General features: G+C 73.8%; 12 protein-coding genes. 7 read left to right on the top strand and 5 right to left on the bottom strand.

Annotation, left to right across the window (positions count from 1 at the left end):
• Positions 1-38 precede the first annotated feature (38 nt).
• The 4 genes from AB0J57_RS04470 to AB0J57_RS04485 form a co-directional block, all read right to left on the bottom strand.
• Positions 39-770: a class I SAM-dependent methyltransferase gene (locus AB0J57_RS04470; RefSeq protein WP_366126411.1), complete on the bottom strand. Its 732-nt coding sequence runs from the start codon at positions 768-770 to the stop codon at positions 39-41.
• Positions 767-3,217 (bottom strand): SpoIIE family protein phosphatase, encoded by a 2,451-nt coding sequence (locus AB0J57_RS04475; protein WP_366126412.1) that lies wholly within the window; start codon positions 3,215-3,217, stop codon positions 767-769. The genes AB0J57_RS04470 and AB0J57_RS04475 overlap by 4 nt, the downstream gene beginning before the upstream one ends.
• 116 nt (positions 3,218-3,333) lie before the next feature.
• Complete coding sequence (locus AB0J57_RS04480; protein WP_366126413.1) at positions 3,334-6,315, bottom strand: MFS transporter; 2,982 nt, start codon at positions 6,313-6,315, stop codon at positions 3,334-3,336.
• Positions 6,316-6,665: 350 nt separating this feature from the next.
• On the bottom strand, positions 6,666-7,109 hold the full coding sequence (locus AB0J57_RS04485; RefSeq protein ID WP_366126414.1) for an SRPBCC family protein: 444 nt from the start codon (positions 7,107-7,109) through the stop codon (positions 6,666-6,668).
• Between the two features lie 145 nt (positions 7,110-7,254).
• Between AB0J57_RS04485 and AB0J57_RS04490 the strand changes: the two genes are divergently transcribed.
• From AB0J57_RS04490 to AB0J57_RS04505, 4 genes are all read left to right on the top strand, one after another.
• Positions 7,255-8,304 carry an Rv2578c family radical SAM protein gene (locus tag AB0J57_RS04490; RefSeq protein WP_366126415.1) on the top strand — a complete coding sequence of 350 codons (1,050 nt, stop codon included), beginning with the start codon at positions 7,255-7,257 and terminating at the stop codon, positions 8,302-8,304.
• Positions 8,305-8,413: 109 nt separating this feature from the next.
• Complete coding sequence (locus AB0J57_RS04495) at positions 8,414-9,997, top strand: alpha/beta hydrolase (RefSeq protein WP_366126416.1); 1,584 nt, start codon at positions 8,414-8,416, stop codon at positions 9,995-9,997.
• A 38-nt stretch (positions 9,998-10,035) separates the two neighbouring features.
• A complete protein-coding gene (locus tag AB0J57_RS04500) occupies positions 10,036-10,449 on the top strand; it encodes a RidA family protein (protein WP_366126417.1) in 414 nt (137 codons plus the stop codon).
• Entirely contained in the window at positions 10,446-10,973 is a 528-nt protein-coding gene (locus tag AB0J57_RS04505) for a GNAT family N-acetyltransferase (protein WP_366126418.1), read from the top strand. Before AB0J57_RS04500 ends, AB0J57_RS04505 begins: the two co-directional genes overlap by 4 nt.
• A 299-nt stretch (positions 10,974-11,272) precedes the next feature.
• On the opposite strand, the gene AB0J57_RS04510 is transcribed toward AB0J57_RS04505, so the two are convergent.
• Positions 11,273-11,884: an adenylosuccinate lyase gene (locus tag AB0J57_RS04510; RefSeq protein ID WP_366126419.1), complete on the bottom strand. Its 612-nt coding sequence runs from the start codon at positions 11,882-11,884 to the stop codon at positions 11,273-11,275.
• 332 nt (positions 11,885-12,216) lie between these two features.
• Between AB0J57_RS04510 and AB0J57_RS04515 the strand changes: the two genes are divergently transcribed.
• From AB0J57_RS04515 to AB0J57_RS04525, 3 genes are all read left to right on the top strand, one after another.
• Positions 12,217-14,001 (top strand): 3-hydroxybutyryl-CoA dehydrogenase, encoded by a 1,785-nt coding sequence (locus tag AB0J57_RS04515; protein ID WP_366126420.1) that lies wholly within the window; start codon positions 12,217-12,219, stop codon positions 13,999-14,001.
• Between the two features lie 103 nt (positions 14,002-14,104).
• On the top strand, positions 14,105-14,935 hold the full coding sequence (locus tag AB0J57_RS04520; RefSeq protein WP_366126421.1) for a TetR family transcriptional regulator: 831 nt from the start codon (positions 14,105-14,107) through the stop codon (positions 14,933-14,935).
• Between the two features lie 425 nt (positions 14,936-15,360).
• A partial coding sequence (locus AB0J57_RS04525) for an alcohol dehydrogenase catalytic domain-containing protein (RefSeq protein ID WP_366126422.1) occupies positions 15,361-15,911 on the top strand: 551 nt, incomplete at its 3' end.

Here is a 15,911-nt window from a genome sequence, read left to right on the forward strand (position 1 = left end):
GCGGCCGGGGGCCCTGGAGGGTCGGGGGCCTCGGCGCCTCAGGCGGCGCGGGCCGTGACGAGCCAGAGCGACGGCAGGTCGATGGGGGTGCCGTCCGGGGTGTGTTCGGTGGTGGTCAGGGGCATCCGGCCCGAGGCGAGGACGTCGAGGCCGGCGGTGCGGAAGTACTCCGGCACGTCGGCGTCCACGACGGTGGCCGGTGCGATGCCGTGGCGGAGTACCGGTTCCAGTTTCGGGGGCGGGCCCGCCGGGCTGCGGGCCAGGCCGCGGAGGGCCGTCCCGGCCGCCTCGGCGAGCTCCACGACGAACGCCCGGCCCCGCTCCCCCACGAGCGTCGCGATGGCGGTGGCCAGGGCCTGCCGGTCCTGCGGGTCGGTCTGGTGGAGCACCCCGCGCATGTAGACGTTGGCGTCGCCCAGCTCGGCGTGCAGCTCCCGCACGGCCGCCGGGTCCACGGCGTCGAGCACCCGGAACCGGGCGGCGGCGCCTGCCCGGCCGTCCCGCCGGCGGGCGTGCTCGATCGCCGCGGCGGCCACGTCGACGCCCACCACGCGCGCGTACCGGCCCGCGAGGAAGAGCGTCTGGGTGCCGTTGCCGCACCCGAGGTCGACCAGGGGCAGGCCGGGTGCCGTCAGGTGGGGCTCGAAGAGCTCCAGGTGGCGGCCGGCCGTCAGCGCGGGGGCGGCGTCCCAGATAACGGCCCCCTCCTCGCCGGGCGCCTGCCTCCAGAAGCCCTCCCAGGCGTCCTTGTAGCGACGGGTCACACTCACGGCCTCTTCCTCTCCCCCGGCAGCGGCAGCTCGAACCACACCGACGTCCCGTCGCCCGCCCTGCTCGCACCCCACTGCCCGGCCAGGGCGCTCACCACCCGCAGACCACGCCCGTTCTCGTCGGCGGGCCGCGTGCCCAGCAGCGTCGGCAGGGTGTGCCCGTCGTCCGTGACCTCGCACAGCAGGACGTCCGTCCGGACCAGCCGCACCTCGATCCGGCGCGCCCCTTCCGCGTGCCGTACGGCGTTGGTGACGAGTTCGCTGACGAGCAGCCGCGCGGTGTCCGCCTGCTCGTCCAGGCCCCACCCGGCCAGCCGCTCCCCCACCAGCCGGCGTGCCCGCCCGACCTCGCCGGGCTCCGGGGCAAGCTCCCAGCGGGCGACGTCCCCGGCGTCGATGCCGTTCAGCCGCGCCATCAGCAGGGCGACGTCGTCCTTGCGCCCGCCCCCGGCGCCCAGCGCCCTGATGATGGCGTCGCAGGCGTCGTCCATGGAGGCGGCCGGGTGGGCGGCCGACTCGCACAGCGCGGCGAGGCCCACGCCGATGTCCTCGCCCCGGACCTCGACCAGCCCGTCCGTGCACATCACGAGCCGGTCGCCGGGCGAGACCGGCACCCGTACGGTCTCGAACGGCACCCCTCCGAGGCCGATCGGGGCGCCCGTCGGCAGGTCGAGCAGGTCGCTGCGCCCGTCCTCGGCACGGACGATCACCGGCGGCACATGGCCGGCGTTCGCCATGAGCAGCTCACCGGCGACCGGGTCGTACACGGCGTACAGACAGGTCGCCAGGTAGTGCTCGCCGAGCCGCTGGGCCAGGTCGTCGAGGTTGCGCAGCAGTCGGGCGGGCGGCAGGTCGAGCCCGGCCATGGTCTGTACGGCCGTCCTCAACTGGCCCATCATGGCGGCCGAGTGCAGGCCGTGTCCCATGACGTCGCCGACGACGAGGGCCGTGCGGGAGCCGGGGAGCTGGACGGCGTCGAACCAGTCGCCGCCGACCCGGCCGAGCCGGGTGCCCGGCAGGTAACGCGTGGCGGTGTCACAGCCGGCCGTGCGCGGGGTGACCTGGGGCAGCATCGAATCCTGGAGCAGTTCCGCGACGCTCTCCTGGTACCGGTACATGCGGGCGTTGTCGAGGACGAGCCCGGCACGCGCGGCCAGCTCCGCGCCCGTCACCCGGTCCATGTCGTTGAACCGGGCCCGCCCGGGGTGACGCAGCAGGATCATGAACCCCAGCACCACATTGCGCGCCTTCAACGGCACGACCAGCATGGACCGCCCGATGACCAGCGGACGGATGTCACGCTTGTCGAACTGCGAGGCGATGGCCGTGCCCATCTCCTCGCCGATCCTCGGTACGAGGACGGGCTCGCCGGTCGTCATGCACTGGAAGAACGGGGTGTGCTCGGGAACCTGCATGGCCTCACCGACCGGTACGACATCGTCCCACCGCCCCGGTTCGTCGACGTGCTCGACGGCGACCCGGTGCCACCAGGTGGTGGCGTCCGGCGTGCCGTCCGGGAAGTCCTCCCCCGCGACGACCTGTTCCCGCAGGTAGGTGCCGGCGAAGTCGCCGAAACGGGGCACGACCGCCTCGCTGACCTCCTGAATCGTACGGGCGAGGTCGAGGGACGAGCCGATGCGGCCGCTGACCTCGTTGAGGAACTCCAGCCGCTCGCGCACGGCGGCGTATTCAAGGTCCTGCGCCAAGTCCCGTTCCAGGTCCAGCTCCAGGGCCTGTTCCACGTCCCGCTCCGGGGCCGGCGCCGTCCCGGCTCCTCCGGTGGTACGCGCCCGTGCGGCGCGTTCCGCGCGCCGGGGCACGCCCCAGTCGGGGGTGACGGGCACGCGTGCGTGGTGGCTGAATTCGAGGACCGGATAACCCAGTTCGAGGACCTGGGACACGATCCGCGCGGACTGCCGGACGCTCATGTTCGGCAGGATCTCGGGGAGCCGGCGGGCCAGCTCGTCGGAGCCGGGGAAGTCGGTGTGCAGGGCGAAGCCGGGCGCGATGCGCTCCACGTGCTCCTGACCGGCCGGGTCGCCGCGGAGGCGGGCGGCGTCCGCCGCCAGGACGAGCAGCCGTTCGGGGCCGGGGCCGACCAGCGGGTAGGCCCACCACAGGACGTCGGTGCGCTCCTGCCCCGGTTCGGAGAGCCGGGCGCGGCCGGCCGCCGGGTAGGAGGTGAGCCCGCCCAGGGAGGCGTCCAGCGCCGGGCCGGGGCTGTCATCGGTCCCGCACACCCGCTCCAAGGCGCCGGAGACGGGGAGCAGTTCAGCGGCGGGCTGGCCCACGGCGGCCTCCTTGGCGTGGCCGAAGAGTCTGCGCGCGCCGGTCGACCAGTGGGACACCAGGCCGCCACCGTCCACGACGACCACGGCAAGCGGAATCCGGCCCGCTGCTCCTGCCGCATCCGTCGCGGCCCTCGGCCGCGGAACGCCACTGTCCATCGTTGGAAGGCTCCTTCCCCGCGCGCGCTGCGGACCCGCGGCCGTGTTCCCACCGTACGGCCCGCGCGCCGTTGTGCGCCGGGCATCCAGGGAACTGGCCCGGCACCGACCCGGCGTCAGTCCTCGTGCCCCAGGCGCAGATCACGCTCGGTGCGTCCGCCGCCCGTCACCCGGAGCACGGTGGCGACCGGCGGGTATCCGGCCGCGATCACGGTGTACTCGCCGGCTGAGAGGTCCAGGAAGCGGAATGTGCCGTCGGGGCCCGTGGTGAGCGTGTCGACGACGTTGCCGGCGGCGTCGAGGAGCGTCACGCGCGCGTCCTCCACGGGCCGCCCGCCGGGCGCCCGTACCGTCCCGCGCAGCACCGCTCCGCCGGCCAGTTCGATGTCCTGGCGCGTCTCGCGGGCCGCCTGGACGCTCACCGGAAGGGCGGCGGGCCGGAACGCGGGGGCGCTCGCCGCCAGCGTGTACTCCCCCGCGACGAGCGCGGTGAGGACGTAGTCCCCGTCACGCCCCGTGCGGGTGTTGGCGACGACCTCTCCGCGTACGTCGGTGAGGGTGACCGTGGCGTCGCGGACGGGCGTGCCGTCGGCGGTGCGGACGGCTCCGGTGAGCCGGCCCGCACCCCCGAGGACCACATCGATCTCGACGGGCCGTTCGCCGACGGTGACGGGGACGGCCTGGGGCTGGTGGCCGCCGGCCGCCGCGATCATCACGTACGAGCCGCCGCCCGGGACGCTGAGGGCGTACCGCCCGTCCTCGCCGGTGGCGCCGCGGCCGACCTGCTGTCCGTGCGCGTCGATGAGGGTGAGGGCGGCGCGCGGCACGCACGTTCCGTCGTGGTGCTGGACGGTGCCGCAGACGGGGACTCCCCGGCGGGCTTCCGGGCGGGCTTCCGGGCGGGGTCCCGGCTCGGTGCGTGGCGGGGGCACGGAGGCGGTGGAGGCGTTCTGGGTCACCAGCGGTTTCTCCTTGAGGAAGAAGGCGACGAGCAGGCCGAGGCCGAGGACCGGCACCAGGTGGAGGAGGGTCCGCGGCATCGTCTCCGCGTAGGCCCCGAGGTACGCGTCGCGCAGGGCGGGTGGCATGGCCCGGACGGCGTGCGGGGTGACCGACCAAGGGCCGGGCAGGTCGGTGCCGGCGGCCCCGGCGGGGAGCCGGCCGGCGAGGGCGTGGTCGAGGCGGTGGGCGAAGTGGGCGCCGAGTGCGGCGACGCCGGCGCAGCCGCCGATCCACCGGACGAGGGTGTGGGCGCCGGTGGCGGTGCCGAGGGCGCCGGGTGGTGCGGCGTTCTGGACGGCGAGGACGAGGGCGGGCAGGACGAGGCCGATGCCGACGCCGAGGACCGCCTGCCAGACACTGTGGGTGAGGCGTGGCGTGTCCGGCTCCAGCCGGGACAGCAGCCACATGCCGACGACCGCGACGGCGCCGCCGAGGACGGGGTGGACCGTGTAGCGGCCGGTCCGGCTGATGAGGTGTCCGGAGAGGAGGCAGGCGGCGACGAGGCCGCCCGCCAGGGGCAGCACCAGCAGGCCGGCTTCGGCGGGGTCCGCGCCGCCGGACAGTGGGGAACCGCCGGCCGGTGCGGAGCCGCCGGACAGTTGGAAGAAGACCGGCAGGCAGGCGGCGACGACGAAGAGCGCGACGCCGATGGCGGTGCCGACGAGGCCGCTGACCACGAAGGTGGGGTCGCGCAACAGCCGGAGCGGGACGATCGGTTCGGGCGCGTAGTTCTCCACGACGACGAACAGCAGGAGGGTGCCCGCCGCGCCGCAGGCGAGCCCGAGGACGACACGTGAGTCCCAGGCGTACTCCGTTCCGCCCCAACTGGCCAGCAGCACCAGGAAGGTCGAGGCGGCGGCGAGCAGGAGCGCGCCGAGGACGTCCAGGCGGCCCCGGGGGGCGGGCCTGAGCGGGGTGAGCGCCGCGCCGACGAGGAGCAGCGCGACCAGGCCCAGGGGGACGGCGGCCCAGAAGCACCAGCGCCAGGAGACGTGCTCGGTGACGAGCCCGCCGAGCAGCGGGCCTGCCAGTGTGGCGAGCCCGAGGGCGGCGCCGGTCACGCCCAGGAAGCGGCCGCGCCGGCGGGCGGGGACGAGGTCGGCGACGATCGCCTGGGCACCGGCCAGCAGGCCGCCGGCGCCGACGCCCTGGAGTGCACGGAATGCGACGAGCTGGTCCATGGTGCGTGACCAGCCCGCCAGTGCCGAGCCTGCGACGAAGACGACGAGGGCGAACTGGAAGAGGCCTTTGCGCCCATGGAGGTCGCCGAGCTTGGCGTGGACGGGCAGGGTGACGACGGTGGCGAGGAAGTAGGCGGTGGTGACCCCGAGCGCCCGGCCCGGAGCGGTCCTCGCCCCCTGGAGGTCGCCGGTGATCGCCGGGAGGGCGGTGGCGGTGACGAGCTGCTCCAGCACGGCGAGCAGCAGGGCCAGGACGAGCCCGAGGAAGACGACGCGTACGCGACGCGGACCCAGGGGCTCGGTCTCCGGGACGGGGTCGTCCTCGGGCCCGGCGGGGGCGGCGGCGTCCGGACCGTCAGGCTCACCGTGCCGGGTGGCTGTTGGGACGCCCGGCGCGCGGGGGTCCGGCACGGCAGCGGCGTGGTCCTCCCCCGGCGGGGCGGTTCCCGCGGCGGCCTCCCAGGGGGCGGTCTCGGGGCCCCGCCATGGGTCGTCGTGCGGCACCGGGTCGGAAGCGGCTTGATCCCACGGCATCTGATCGGCCGACAGCCGATCGCCCGGCACCGGGTCCCAGGGCTCCTCGGCACCCGGTACGTGATCCGCCGGCACGCGGTCCCACGGCACCCCGTCGCCCGGCACCCGGTCCGCCGGCACCTCGTCCCACGGCACTCCGCCGCCGGGCACCTGGTCCCACGGCCCCCGATCGCCGCCCGCTGCCCGATCGCCCGGCACATCGTCGCGCCGCTCCCGGTCCACCGGCGCCCGATCGGCCGGCACCCGATCGGCAGGAGCGCCCGGCACCCGGTCCACCGGCACCCGGTCGGCAGGAGCGCCCGCCCCCGAGGTGCCCAGGCGGCCCGAGGCGCCCGCGCCCGAGGCGTCCGCGCCCGAGGTGCCCTTGAAGCCCGGTCCCATGGCGGTGGCTTGGGGGCCGGGCCCTTGGGCGGGTGGCTGGGCGCCCGGTCCTTGGGCCCCCGGCCCCGATCGGCGGCGGGCCGGCGGTGTGGTGTGGCCGTCGTTCGCCAGCGTGCTCCCACCCACGAACCTGCTCCCCTCGGTCGCGCCTACGCGGCGCGCCATTCTTCGCATTGGGCACCGAGGGGGAGCAAGCGGGGCATTACGGGGTCACGGGCACGGACCGGCGCCGGGTACGGGGAGCGCCCCGGCGCTCATCAGGCGCTTTCCCGTGGCCCCCCGCACGCCGGGCCACGCGGGCACGCCGGGGAGCCGACGGGAAGACCACCCGAACCGGTGACCGTCGGGCGCTACTTCTCGACCTCGGCGGCGAGCTTGGCGAGCACCTGGTCGTAGATGCGGCCGAGCCCCTTGGGGGCGAACGTCCGCTCGAAGAACCCACCGATGCCGCCCGCACCGTTCCAGACGGTGGTGACGACGACCTTCGACCGGCCTTCGCCGGCCGGGGTGACGGTCCAGGTGGTGACCATGGAGGAGTTGCGGTCCTTCTCGACGAGCCGGCCGTCGGACGGCTCGGTGACCTCCAGCAGGCAGTCCCGGATGCGCTTGCTGGTGGCCTGGAGCTTCCAGTGGACGAGGGTGCCCTCGCCGTCGCCGCCCTCACGCACCTCGTACTCGCTGAAGTGCTCGGGCAGCAGCTTCCCGCGGGTCTTCTTGTAGTCGGCCAGCGCGTCGAACACCGTCTCCGCGTCCGCCGCGATGACCCGTTCCGTCGTGGCCTCGACCTGCGCCATGCCATGTCCTCCAGCACTCGTTCCTAAGGGGAGGCACAAGCCAACCACCTGCGCGGTGGCGGCCCAAATCCGGGAAGGCCCGGGGGGAGGCGATCATGGGAACAAGTGTTCTATTGTGTGGCCCAGTGCTACCGAGGAGGCGTCCATGCGCTGGGACAACCTGAGCGACCACCCCACCGCGGCCACCGGGGACACCGTGCTGTTCGGTACGGACGCCGTGACCACGCGTACGTTCGACACCCCGGAGTTCCGGGGGATCACGTTCCACGAGGTGCGCGCGCGTTCGATCGTGAACCGGGTGCCCGGCGCCTCGCGCATGCCGTTCGAGTGGACCGTCAACCCGTACCGCGGCTGCACGCACGCGTGCGTGTACTGCTTCGCCCGCAAGACGCACGGCTATCTGGACCTCGACACCGGCCTCGGTTTCGACTCGCAGATCGTGGTGAAGATCAACGCGCCGGAGCTGCTGCGCAAGCAGCTCGCATCGCCGCGCTGGCACGGCGCGCACATCGCCATGGGCACGAACGTCGACTGCTACCAGCGCGCCGAGGGCCGCTACCAGCTCATGCCGGGCATCATCTCGGCCCTGCGCGACCACGCGAACCCGTTCTCGATCCTCACCAAGGGGACGCTGATCCTCCGTGACCTGGACCTGCTGCTCCAGGCGGCCGAGGTCACCGACGTCGGCATCTCCGTCTCCGTCGGCTTCACCGACCGCGAGCTGTGGCGGACCGTCGAGCCCGGCACCCCCGCCCCGGAGCGGCGTCTCGACGTCGTCCGCACGCTGACCGACCACGGCATCGGCTGCGGGGTGCTGATGGCCCCGGTGATCCCGTTCCTCGGCGACCACCCCGACCAACTGCGCGCCACCGTGCGCGCGATCGCGGCCTCCGGGGCGACGTCGGTGACCCCGCTCGTCCTGCACCTGCGGCCCGGGGCGCGCGAATGGTTCATGGCGTGGCTGAACCGGCACCATCCGCACCTGGTGCGGCGGTACGAGCGGCTGTACGCGGACGGCGCCTACGCCCCGAAGTGGTACCAGCGCCGGATCACCCGTCAGGTGCACGAGCTGGCGGACGAGTTCGGCATGGGTCCGGCGCGGCGGGGCGCGGCCCGGCGCATCACGGAGCCGCCCGCCCTCCCGGAGCGGCGGACCGAGGCGGAGACGGCACCCACACAGCTCACCCTCCTCTGATCGGGTCAAGTCTGCTCGTGGCATGCCCGTCCGGGCCGGAATACGGGGACGATCCGCCGAGGGCCGTATGCCCTCGAAGCCCCATCGTTCCGCTCGCTCGGGAGGCCGTATGCAGAAACGTGCAGGAGTGCTGATCGCCGCCGGGGCGCTGCTGGCGGGCGCGGTCACCGCCGTGCCGTCGGCGGCGGAGCCGTCCGCCCGGGAACCCTCCGGCCCGCTCGTGTGGAAGGGGTGCGCCACCAAGCAGTACCCCCGGCTCCAGTGCGCGTCGGTACACGTGCCGCTGGACCACGACGATCCGGACGGCGAGCGGATCACCCTCGCGCTGTCCCGGGTCCCGCACACCGCCAAGACCTTCCAGGGGCCCCTGCTCGTCAACCCGGGCGGTCCGGGGGCCAGCGGGCGCACGATGGCCGGGTTCGTCGCGGCGTCCCTGCCGGCGAAGGTGGCGGCGCAGTACGACGTCATCGGCTTCGACCCGCGGGGCGTGGGCGCGAGCCGGCCCGCGCTGGACTGCAAGCCGGGCTACTTCACGCCCGTACGGCCGGACTCGGTGCCGCGCGACCAGCGGGACGAGCGGGTGAACCTGGCCAGGGCCGCGTCGTTCGCCAAGGCGTGCGGCGACAAGTACGGCGGCCTGCTGCGGCACATGAGCACGGTGAACGCGGCCCGGGATCTCGACGTCGTCCGGCAGGCGCTCGGCGCGGAGCGGATCAACTACTTCGGGTACTCGTACGGGACGTACCTCGGCACCGTCTACGCCAAGCTCTTCCCGCACCGGGTACGGCGGGCCGTCCTGGACTCGGTGGTCGATCCGCACGCGGTCTGGTACCGCCTCAACCTCGCGCAGGACGTGGCCTTCGACGCCCGCCACAAGGCGTTCACGGCATGGGTGGCCAAGCACCACACCACGTACCGGCTGGGCACCGACCCGGCGAAGGTCGAGGCGCGCTGGTACGCGATGCGCGAGGCGCTGCGCAAGAAGCCGGCGGGCCAGAAGATCGGCCCGGCCGAGCTGGAGGACACCTTCCTGCCGGGCGGGTACTTCAACGGCTTCTGGCCCACGCTCGCCGAGGCGTTCTCGGCGTACGTGAACGACAACGACCCCGACCCGCTCGTCGCGGCCCACAAGACCCTGTCCTCCCCGGACGCCGCGAGCGACAACAGCTACTCGGTCTACGCGGCCGTGCAGTGCCGTGACGCCGACTGGCCGAAGGACTGGGGGGTGTGGCACCGCGACAACTGGGAGGTGTACGGCAAGGCGCCCTTCTCCACCTGGAACAACGCCTGGTACAACGCGCCCTGCGCCTTCTGGCCGGTCGACTCCATGGCGGTACCGGACCTGGCGAACGACGCCCTACCGCCGGTGCTGCTGTTCCAGGCGACGGAGGACGCGGCCACTCCGTACGAGGGCGGTGTCTCCGTCCACCGCCAACTGCGCCGCTCCAGCCTGGTGGTCGAGCAGGGCGGCGGGAACCACGCGGTCACGCTGGCCGGGAACGCGTGCCTGGACCGGTACCTGGCCCGCTACCTGGAGACGGGCGCGGTCCCACGGGGCGGCGGGCGCGGAGCGGCGGACGCGGTGTGCGCGGCGACGCCCGACCCGCAGCCGGCGAAGACGGCCCGGGGTGGCGCGGAGCCTGTCGCCCGTACCGGCGGCGCGGCGCTGCACGGGCTGCTCGGGCACGGGTGAGGCGCTGATTGTCAGTGGCGTGCGCGAGGATGAGGCGCATGAACAACCACCTCACCCACGTGCACGCCCCTGACGGTGTCGCCCCCGGTTCCGGTTACAGCCATGTCGTCTGGGGGAGCGGCCGGTTCATCGCGATATCCGGTCAGTGCGCCTTCGACGCGGACGGCCGGGTGGTCGGCGAGGGCGACGCGGGCGCTCAGGCCCGCCAGGTCTTCGAGAACCTGCGGCGGTGCCTGGCCGCGGCGGGCGCCGGTTTCGACGACGTGGTGAAGCTGACGTACTTCGTCACGGACGTGGCCCACCTGCCGGCGGTGCGGGCGGCCCGGGACGAGGTGATCGACACCGCGCGTCCGCCTGCCAGCTCGGCGGTCCAGGTCGCGGCGCTGTTCCGGCCCGAACTGCTCGTCGAGATCGAGGCGTTCGCGGTCCTGCCCGAGGGGCCCCGGCCATGACGGAGGCCGTCCGGGTACGGGACATGGTGGAGGCCGACTGCGAAGCCGTCGCCGAAGTCCGGGTGCGCGGCTGGCAGGCGGCGTACGACGGGCTGATACCGAGGTGGTACCTGGCGGCGATGACCGTCGAGGCCGACGCGGAGGCCCGCCGGAGGCACTTCGCCCAGGACGGCACCCGTGCCGTCAACCTGGTCGCCGAGCGCGGGGGTTCGGTGGTCGGCTGGGCGTGCTACGGGCCGTACCGGGACGGGCAGGCCACGACCGGGGAGGCGGAGCTGTACGCGCTGTACGCGCGGCCGGACCAGCTCTCGACGGGCGTGGGGCGTGCCCTCATGGCGGAGTCGGCGGCCCGTGCGGCCCGGGAGGGGTACGGGGCGATGCGGTTGTGGGTGCTGAAGGACAACACCCGCGCCCGGCGGTTCTACGAGAAGGCCGGCTTCGCACCGGACGGAGCGGAGGAGCCGTGGCACGTGGCGGGGGTCGCCGTGCCGGAGGTCCGCTACACCCGCCCCCTGGCACCCTGACCGGCCGCCACCCTTTGCTGCGGCCCGCGCGCCGGCGCCCCGCCGACGCCCGGTTGCTCGGCCCGAAGCCCCGCACGACCGGACGGCCACCGCCCGACCCGCACGTCCCACGCCGCCCTCGGCCGGTCGCCCACGCGCCAGTCGCCCCACCGACGCCCGGTTACTCGGCCGGGCCCCCGCGTGCCCCGGGCCGCCGCCCGACCCGCGCACGGCGCCCTCAGCCCGGCGCCCATGCGTCCCGGGCCGCCGCCCGACCCGCACGACGGCCACCGACACCGCCCCGCGACGGCGCCCCGCCCTCACCCCCGGGCCGGCAGGCGCCTCAGGGCTTCCGCCGCCGCCGCGGCGAGCCGGGGATGCGCGCGGGCGGCTTCGAGGACCGGGCGGGCGCGGGGGTCGCCCAGGGCGCCGAGCCCTTCGGCGCAGGCGACGCCCACCCGCCAGTGCGGGTCGCCGACCGCGAGGCGGCGCTCCAGGACGGTGATCAGCGCCGGTACGGACTCCGGTGCGCGCAGCCAGGCGAGCAGCCGGACGGGCAGCAGGGCGTAGGCGACGCGCAGCTCGTTGGTGGCGAGCGCGGCGGCCGCCTTCGGCGTGCGCGGGTCGCCCAGCCTGCTCAGGGCGTGGGCGGCGGAGACGCAGCGCTCGGGGTCCCGGTGGTTGAGGAGCAGGACCAGCGCCTCGAAGGCGCGCCGGTCACCGGCGATGCCCAGCCGGAAGGCGGCGATCTCCCGGGCCCACAGGGCCTGACCGGGCCCGGTCAGGACGGCGGCGAGCTCGTCGTGATCCTGGACGGTGAGCAACCGCTCGTACGCGGGTGACCCGCCGGCCTCGTCGCGCAGCCGGTGCGCGAGCGACCTGAACTCCTCGTCCGTGCCGTCCGTGCCGTCCGTGCCGTCCGTGGCGTCCATGGCTGTCAGTATCCAGCCCCACCGCGATCCAGATCACATGTTCCGGCCACTTCCCAGGACTGGCGCGCTCGTTACCCGCCAGTTAATCTCAAGTGAGCGGGTACCCCCCGCACCCTCAAGGCGGCCTGGTGACGCAGCCGCCGCGAGTGCCTTGTCGGTTCGGCACCTTGTACGACGTGGCTCCGGGACAGAGTCCGTCGGTTCTCCTCACCGCGACAGCACCATGCCGTGCGCGCCATCCGCCCGCACCCGCGTACGCCGCCTCCCGGTCGTACCCCCGGTACCTCCGCGCGCGCCCCTCATCAGTCGTCACTCATCCCTGGAGTCCCGTGATGGACACCCCTCTCTCCACCATCGCCGTCGTCGGTCTCGGCACGATGGGCACCGGTATCGCCGAGGTCCTGACCCGGGCCGGCCGCGAGGTCATCGGCATCGACATCAGCGAGGCCGCCGCCGCCCGCGCCATCACCACCCTGGAGGCCGCCACCGCCCGCTCCGTGGCGCGTGAGCGGATCACCGAGGAGGAGCGGCGCGACATCCTCGCTCGTTTCCGTACCTTCTCCGACCTCCAGGCGGCGGCCGACGCCGACCTGGTCATCGAGGTCGTGCCCGAGTCGTACGAGATCAAGCAGCAGGTCTTCCGGGCGCTGGACGCCGTCGTCCGCCCCGACGCGATCCTCGCCACCGGCACGAACGCCCTGTCGGTGACCCGGCTCGCCGCCGACTCCGCGCGCCCCGAGCGCGTGCTCGGCCTGCACTTCTTCAACCCCGCCCCGGCGATGAAGCTGGTCGAGGTGGTCTCCTCGGTGCTGACCGCCCCGCAGGCCGTCGCCGCCGTCACCGACCTGGCGCACCAGCTCGGCAAGGAGCCCGTCGCGGTCGGCGACCGGCCCGGTTTCGTCGCGGACGGACTGCTCTTCGGCTACCTGAACCAGGCCGCCGCGATGTACGAGGCGAAGTACGCCTCCCGCGAGGACATCGACGCCGCGATGAAGCTGGGCTGCGGCCTGCCGATGGGCCCGCTGGCCCTGCTCGACCTGATCGGCATCGACACCGCCCGTACCGTCCTGGACGCCATGTACGCCGAGTCGCGCGACCGGCTGCACGCCCCCGCGCCGATCCTGAAGCAGCTCAGCGAGGCGGGGCTGACCGGCCGCAAGTCGGGGCGGGGTTTCTACACGTACGAGGCGCCGGGCAGCGGCGTCGTGGTCCGCGACGCGCTGACCCCGCTGGAGACGGGCGGCCCTGACGCGGCGGCCCGTGAGGTCCGGTCCGTCGGCGTGGCCGGCTCCGGCACCATGGCGAGCGGCATCGCGGAGGTCTTCGCGAAGGCCGGATACGACGTGGTGCTCGCCGCCCGCTCCCTGGAGAAGGCCGAGACCGCCACGGCGCGGATCGCCAAGTCCCTGGCCCGCTCCGTCGACAAGGGCCGGATGACCGCCGAGGCGCGCGACGACACCCTGGCCCGCATCACCCCGGCCGGCTCGCTGGACGCCTTCGCCGAGGTGGACCTGGCGGTGGAGGCGGTCGCCGAGGACCTGGAGATCAAGCAGCAGCTCTTCGCGACCCTGGACAAGGTCTGCAAGCCCGGCGCGGTCCTGGCCACCACGACCTCCTCCCTGCCCGTCGTCGCCTGCGCCCGCGCCACCTCGCGCCCGCAGGACGTGATCGGGATGCACTTCTTCAACCCGGCGCCGGCCATGAAGCTGGTGGAGATCGTGCGGACGGTCCTGACCGCCGACGACGTCCACGCCACCGTCCGCCAGGTCACCACGAAGATCCGCAAGCACCCGGTGGACTGCGGCGACCGGGCCGGTTTCATCGTGAACGCGCTGCTCTTCCCGTACCTGAACAACGCGATCAAGATGGTCGAGCAGCACTACGCGTCGCTCGACGACATCGACGCCGCGATGAAGCTCGGCGGCGGCTACCCGATGGGGCCCTTCGAGCTCCTCGACGTGGTCGGGCTGGACGTCTCGCTGGCGATCGAGAAGGTCCTGCACCGCGAGTTCCGCGACCCGGGGCTGGCCCCGGCGCCGCTCCTGGAGCACCTGGTGGCGGCGGGCTGTCTCGGCCGCAAGACGGGGCGCGGCTTCCGCGAATATGCCCGGCGCTGAGCCGTACGGGGAGTGGGGCGGGCTGCTCGACGGTGCGGGCGGCCCGGCCTCCCGGACGGCCCCACAGGCGCGGCCTCCTGCACAAATGCAGTACGTTCAGGTCATGTCCCAGCCCGCTGACTCCGCCCGCCGGCCTCCCCGTGCCACCGCCACGCCCGACGCCCCCGAGAGTGCCGCGGGCAGCCGCGCCGCCGCCCAGCGGCTCAAAATGCGCCGCGAACTGGCCGCCGCCGCCATGGAACTGTTCGCGACCAAGGGGTACGAAGCGACGACGGTCGACGAGATCGCCGCCGCGGCCGGGGTGGCCCGGCGCACCTTCTTCCGCCACTTCCGCTCCAAGGAAGAGGCGATCTTCCCCGACCACGACGACACCCTGGTGCGGGCGGAGGCGGTGCTGAACGCCGCCCCCGCGCACGAGCACCCGCTCGACACGGTGTGCCGCGGCATCAAGGAAGTCATGAAGATGTACGCCGCGTCCCCGGCGGTGTCGGTGGAGCGCTACCGCCTCACCCGCGAGGTGCCCACCCTCCGGGAGCGCGAGATCGCCTCGGTGGCCCGTTACGAGCGGCTGTTCACGCGCTATCTGCTGGGCCATTTCGATGAGCGGGACCACCACGACGGCAACGACGACCCGCTGCTGGCCGAGGTGGCCGCGTCCGCGGTCGTGACGGCACACAACCACGTGCTGCGCCGCTGGCTGCGGGCCGGGGGCCAGGGGGACGTGGAGGCGCAGCTCGACCACGCCTTCGCGATCGTCCGGGACACGTTCGGTACGGGCATAGGCGCGGGGCGCGCCGCCGGCGCGACGGCCCCCGCCAAGCCCCCTGCCGCGACGGCGAGCACCACCGGCGACGTTCTGGTCACCGTGGCCCGTACGGACGCTCCGCTGGAGGAGATCATGCGCACCATCGAGCGGACCCTCAAGGCCCGCTGAGCCGCCCGGCGGCCTCCGCCACCCGGGACCTCGCGCGAAGCCCGCCCTGCCCGACGCTGTCCGTCGGGCAGGGCGGGCTTTTTCCGTCCCCTGACAGGGCCCATCGATCGATCATCGCTCATCTGTGAACGGCCGATGTCATCTGAGAGAAATTGTTGGCACTCAGTGTCTTGCGACTTGGCACGCGGTGTCATACGTTGATGTTGTCCGGGCGGCCGGCGTGCAGAGATCTCTCGTACGCCGGCTGTCCCCGCAAGGCCATCGCGCCTCGCGCGCCCGGACGCCTGCGTCACAGGCAATCCCGCGCACCACCCAGCGCTGCCAGCACCACCCCGGCCGAACCGACGGCACACCTCCACAGCACCACTTTCCCGACGTTCCCCTCGACGTCTTCCCTCAAGACGTTCTTCGCCGGAGGCATCACCGTGAAGGAAATCCTGGACGCGATTCAGTCGCCGGACACCACGTCCGCGGACTTCGCCGCACTGCCCCTCCCCGAGTCCTACCGCGCGGTGACCGTGCACAAGGACGAGACCGAGATGTTCGCCGGTCTCACCACCCGCGAGAAGGACCCGCGCAAGTCGCTGCACGTCGACGACGTGCCGCTGCCCGAACTCGGGCCCGGTGAGGCGCTGGTGGCCGTGATGGCCTCCTCGGTCAACTACAACTCCGTGTGGACCTCCATCTTCGAGCCGGTCTCCACCTTCAGCTTCCTGGAGCGGTACGGCAGGCTCTCCGAGCTCACCAAGCGCCACGACCTGCCGTACCACATCATCGGCTCCGACCTGGCGGGCGTCGTCCTGCGCACCGGCCCCGGCGTCAACGCCTGGCAGCCCGGCGACGAGGTCGTCGCGCACTGCCTGTCCGTCGAGCTGGAGTCCAGTGACGGCCACAACGACACGATGCTCGACCCCGAGCAGCGGATCTGGGGCTTCGAGACCAACTTCGGCGGCCTCGCGGAGATCGCGCTCGTCAA

The sequence above is a fragment of the Streptomyces sp. NPDC049837 genome (assembly GCF_040674455.1).
In the GTDB taxonomy this organism is placed as follows: domain Bacteria; phylum Actinomycetota; class Actinomycetes; order Streptomycetales; family Streptomycetaceae; genus Streptomyces.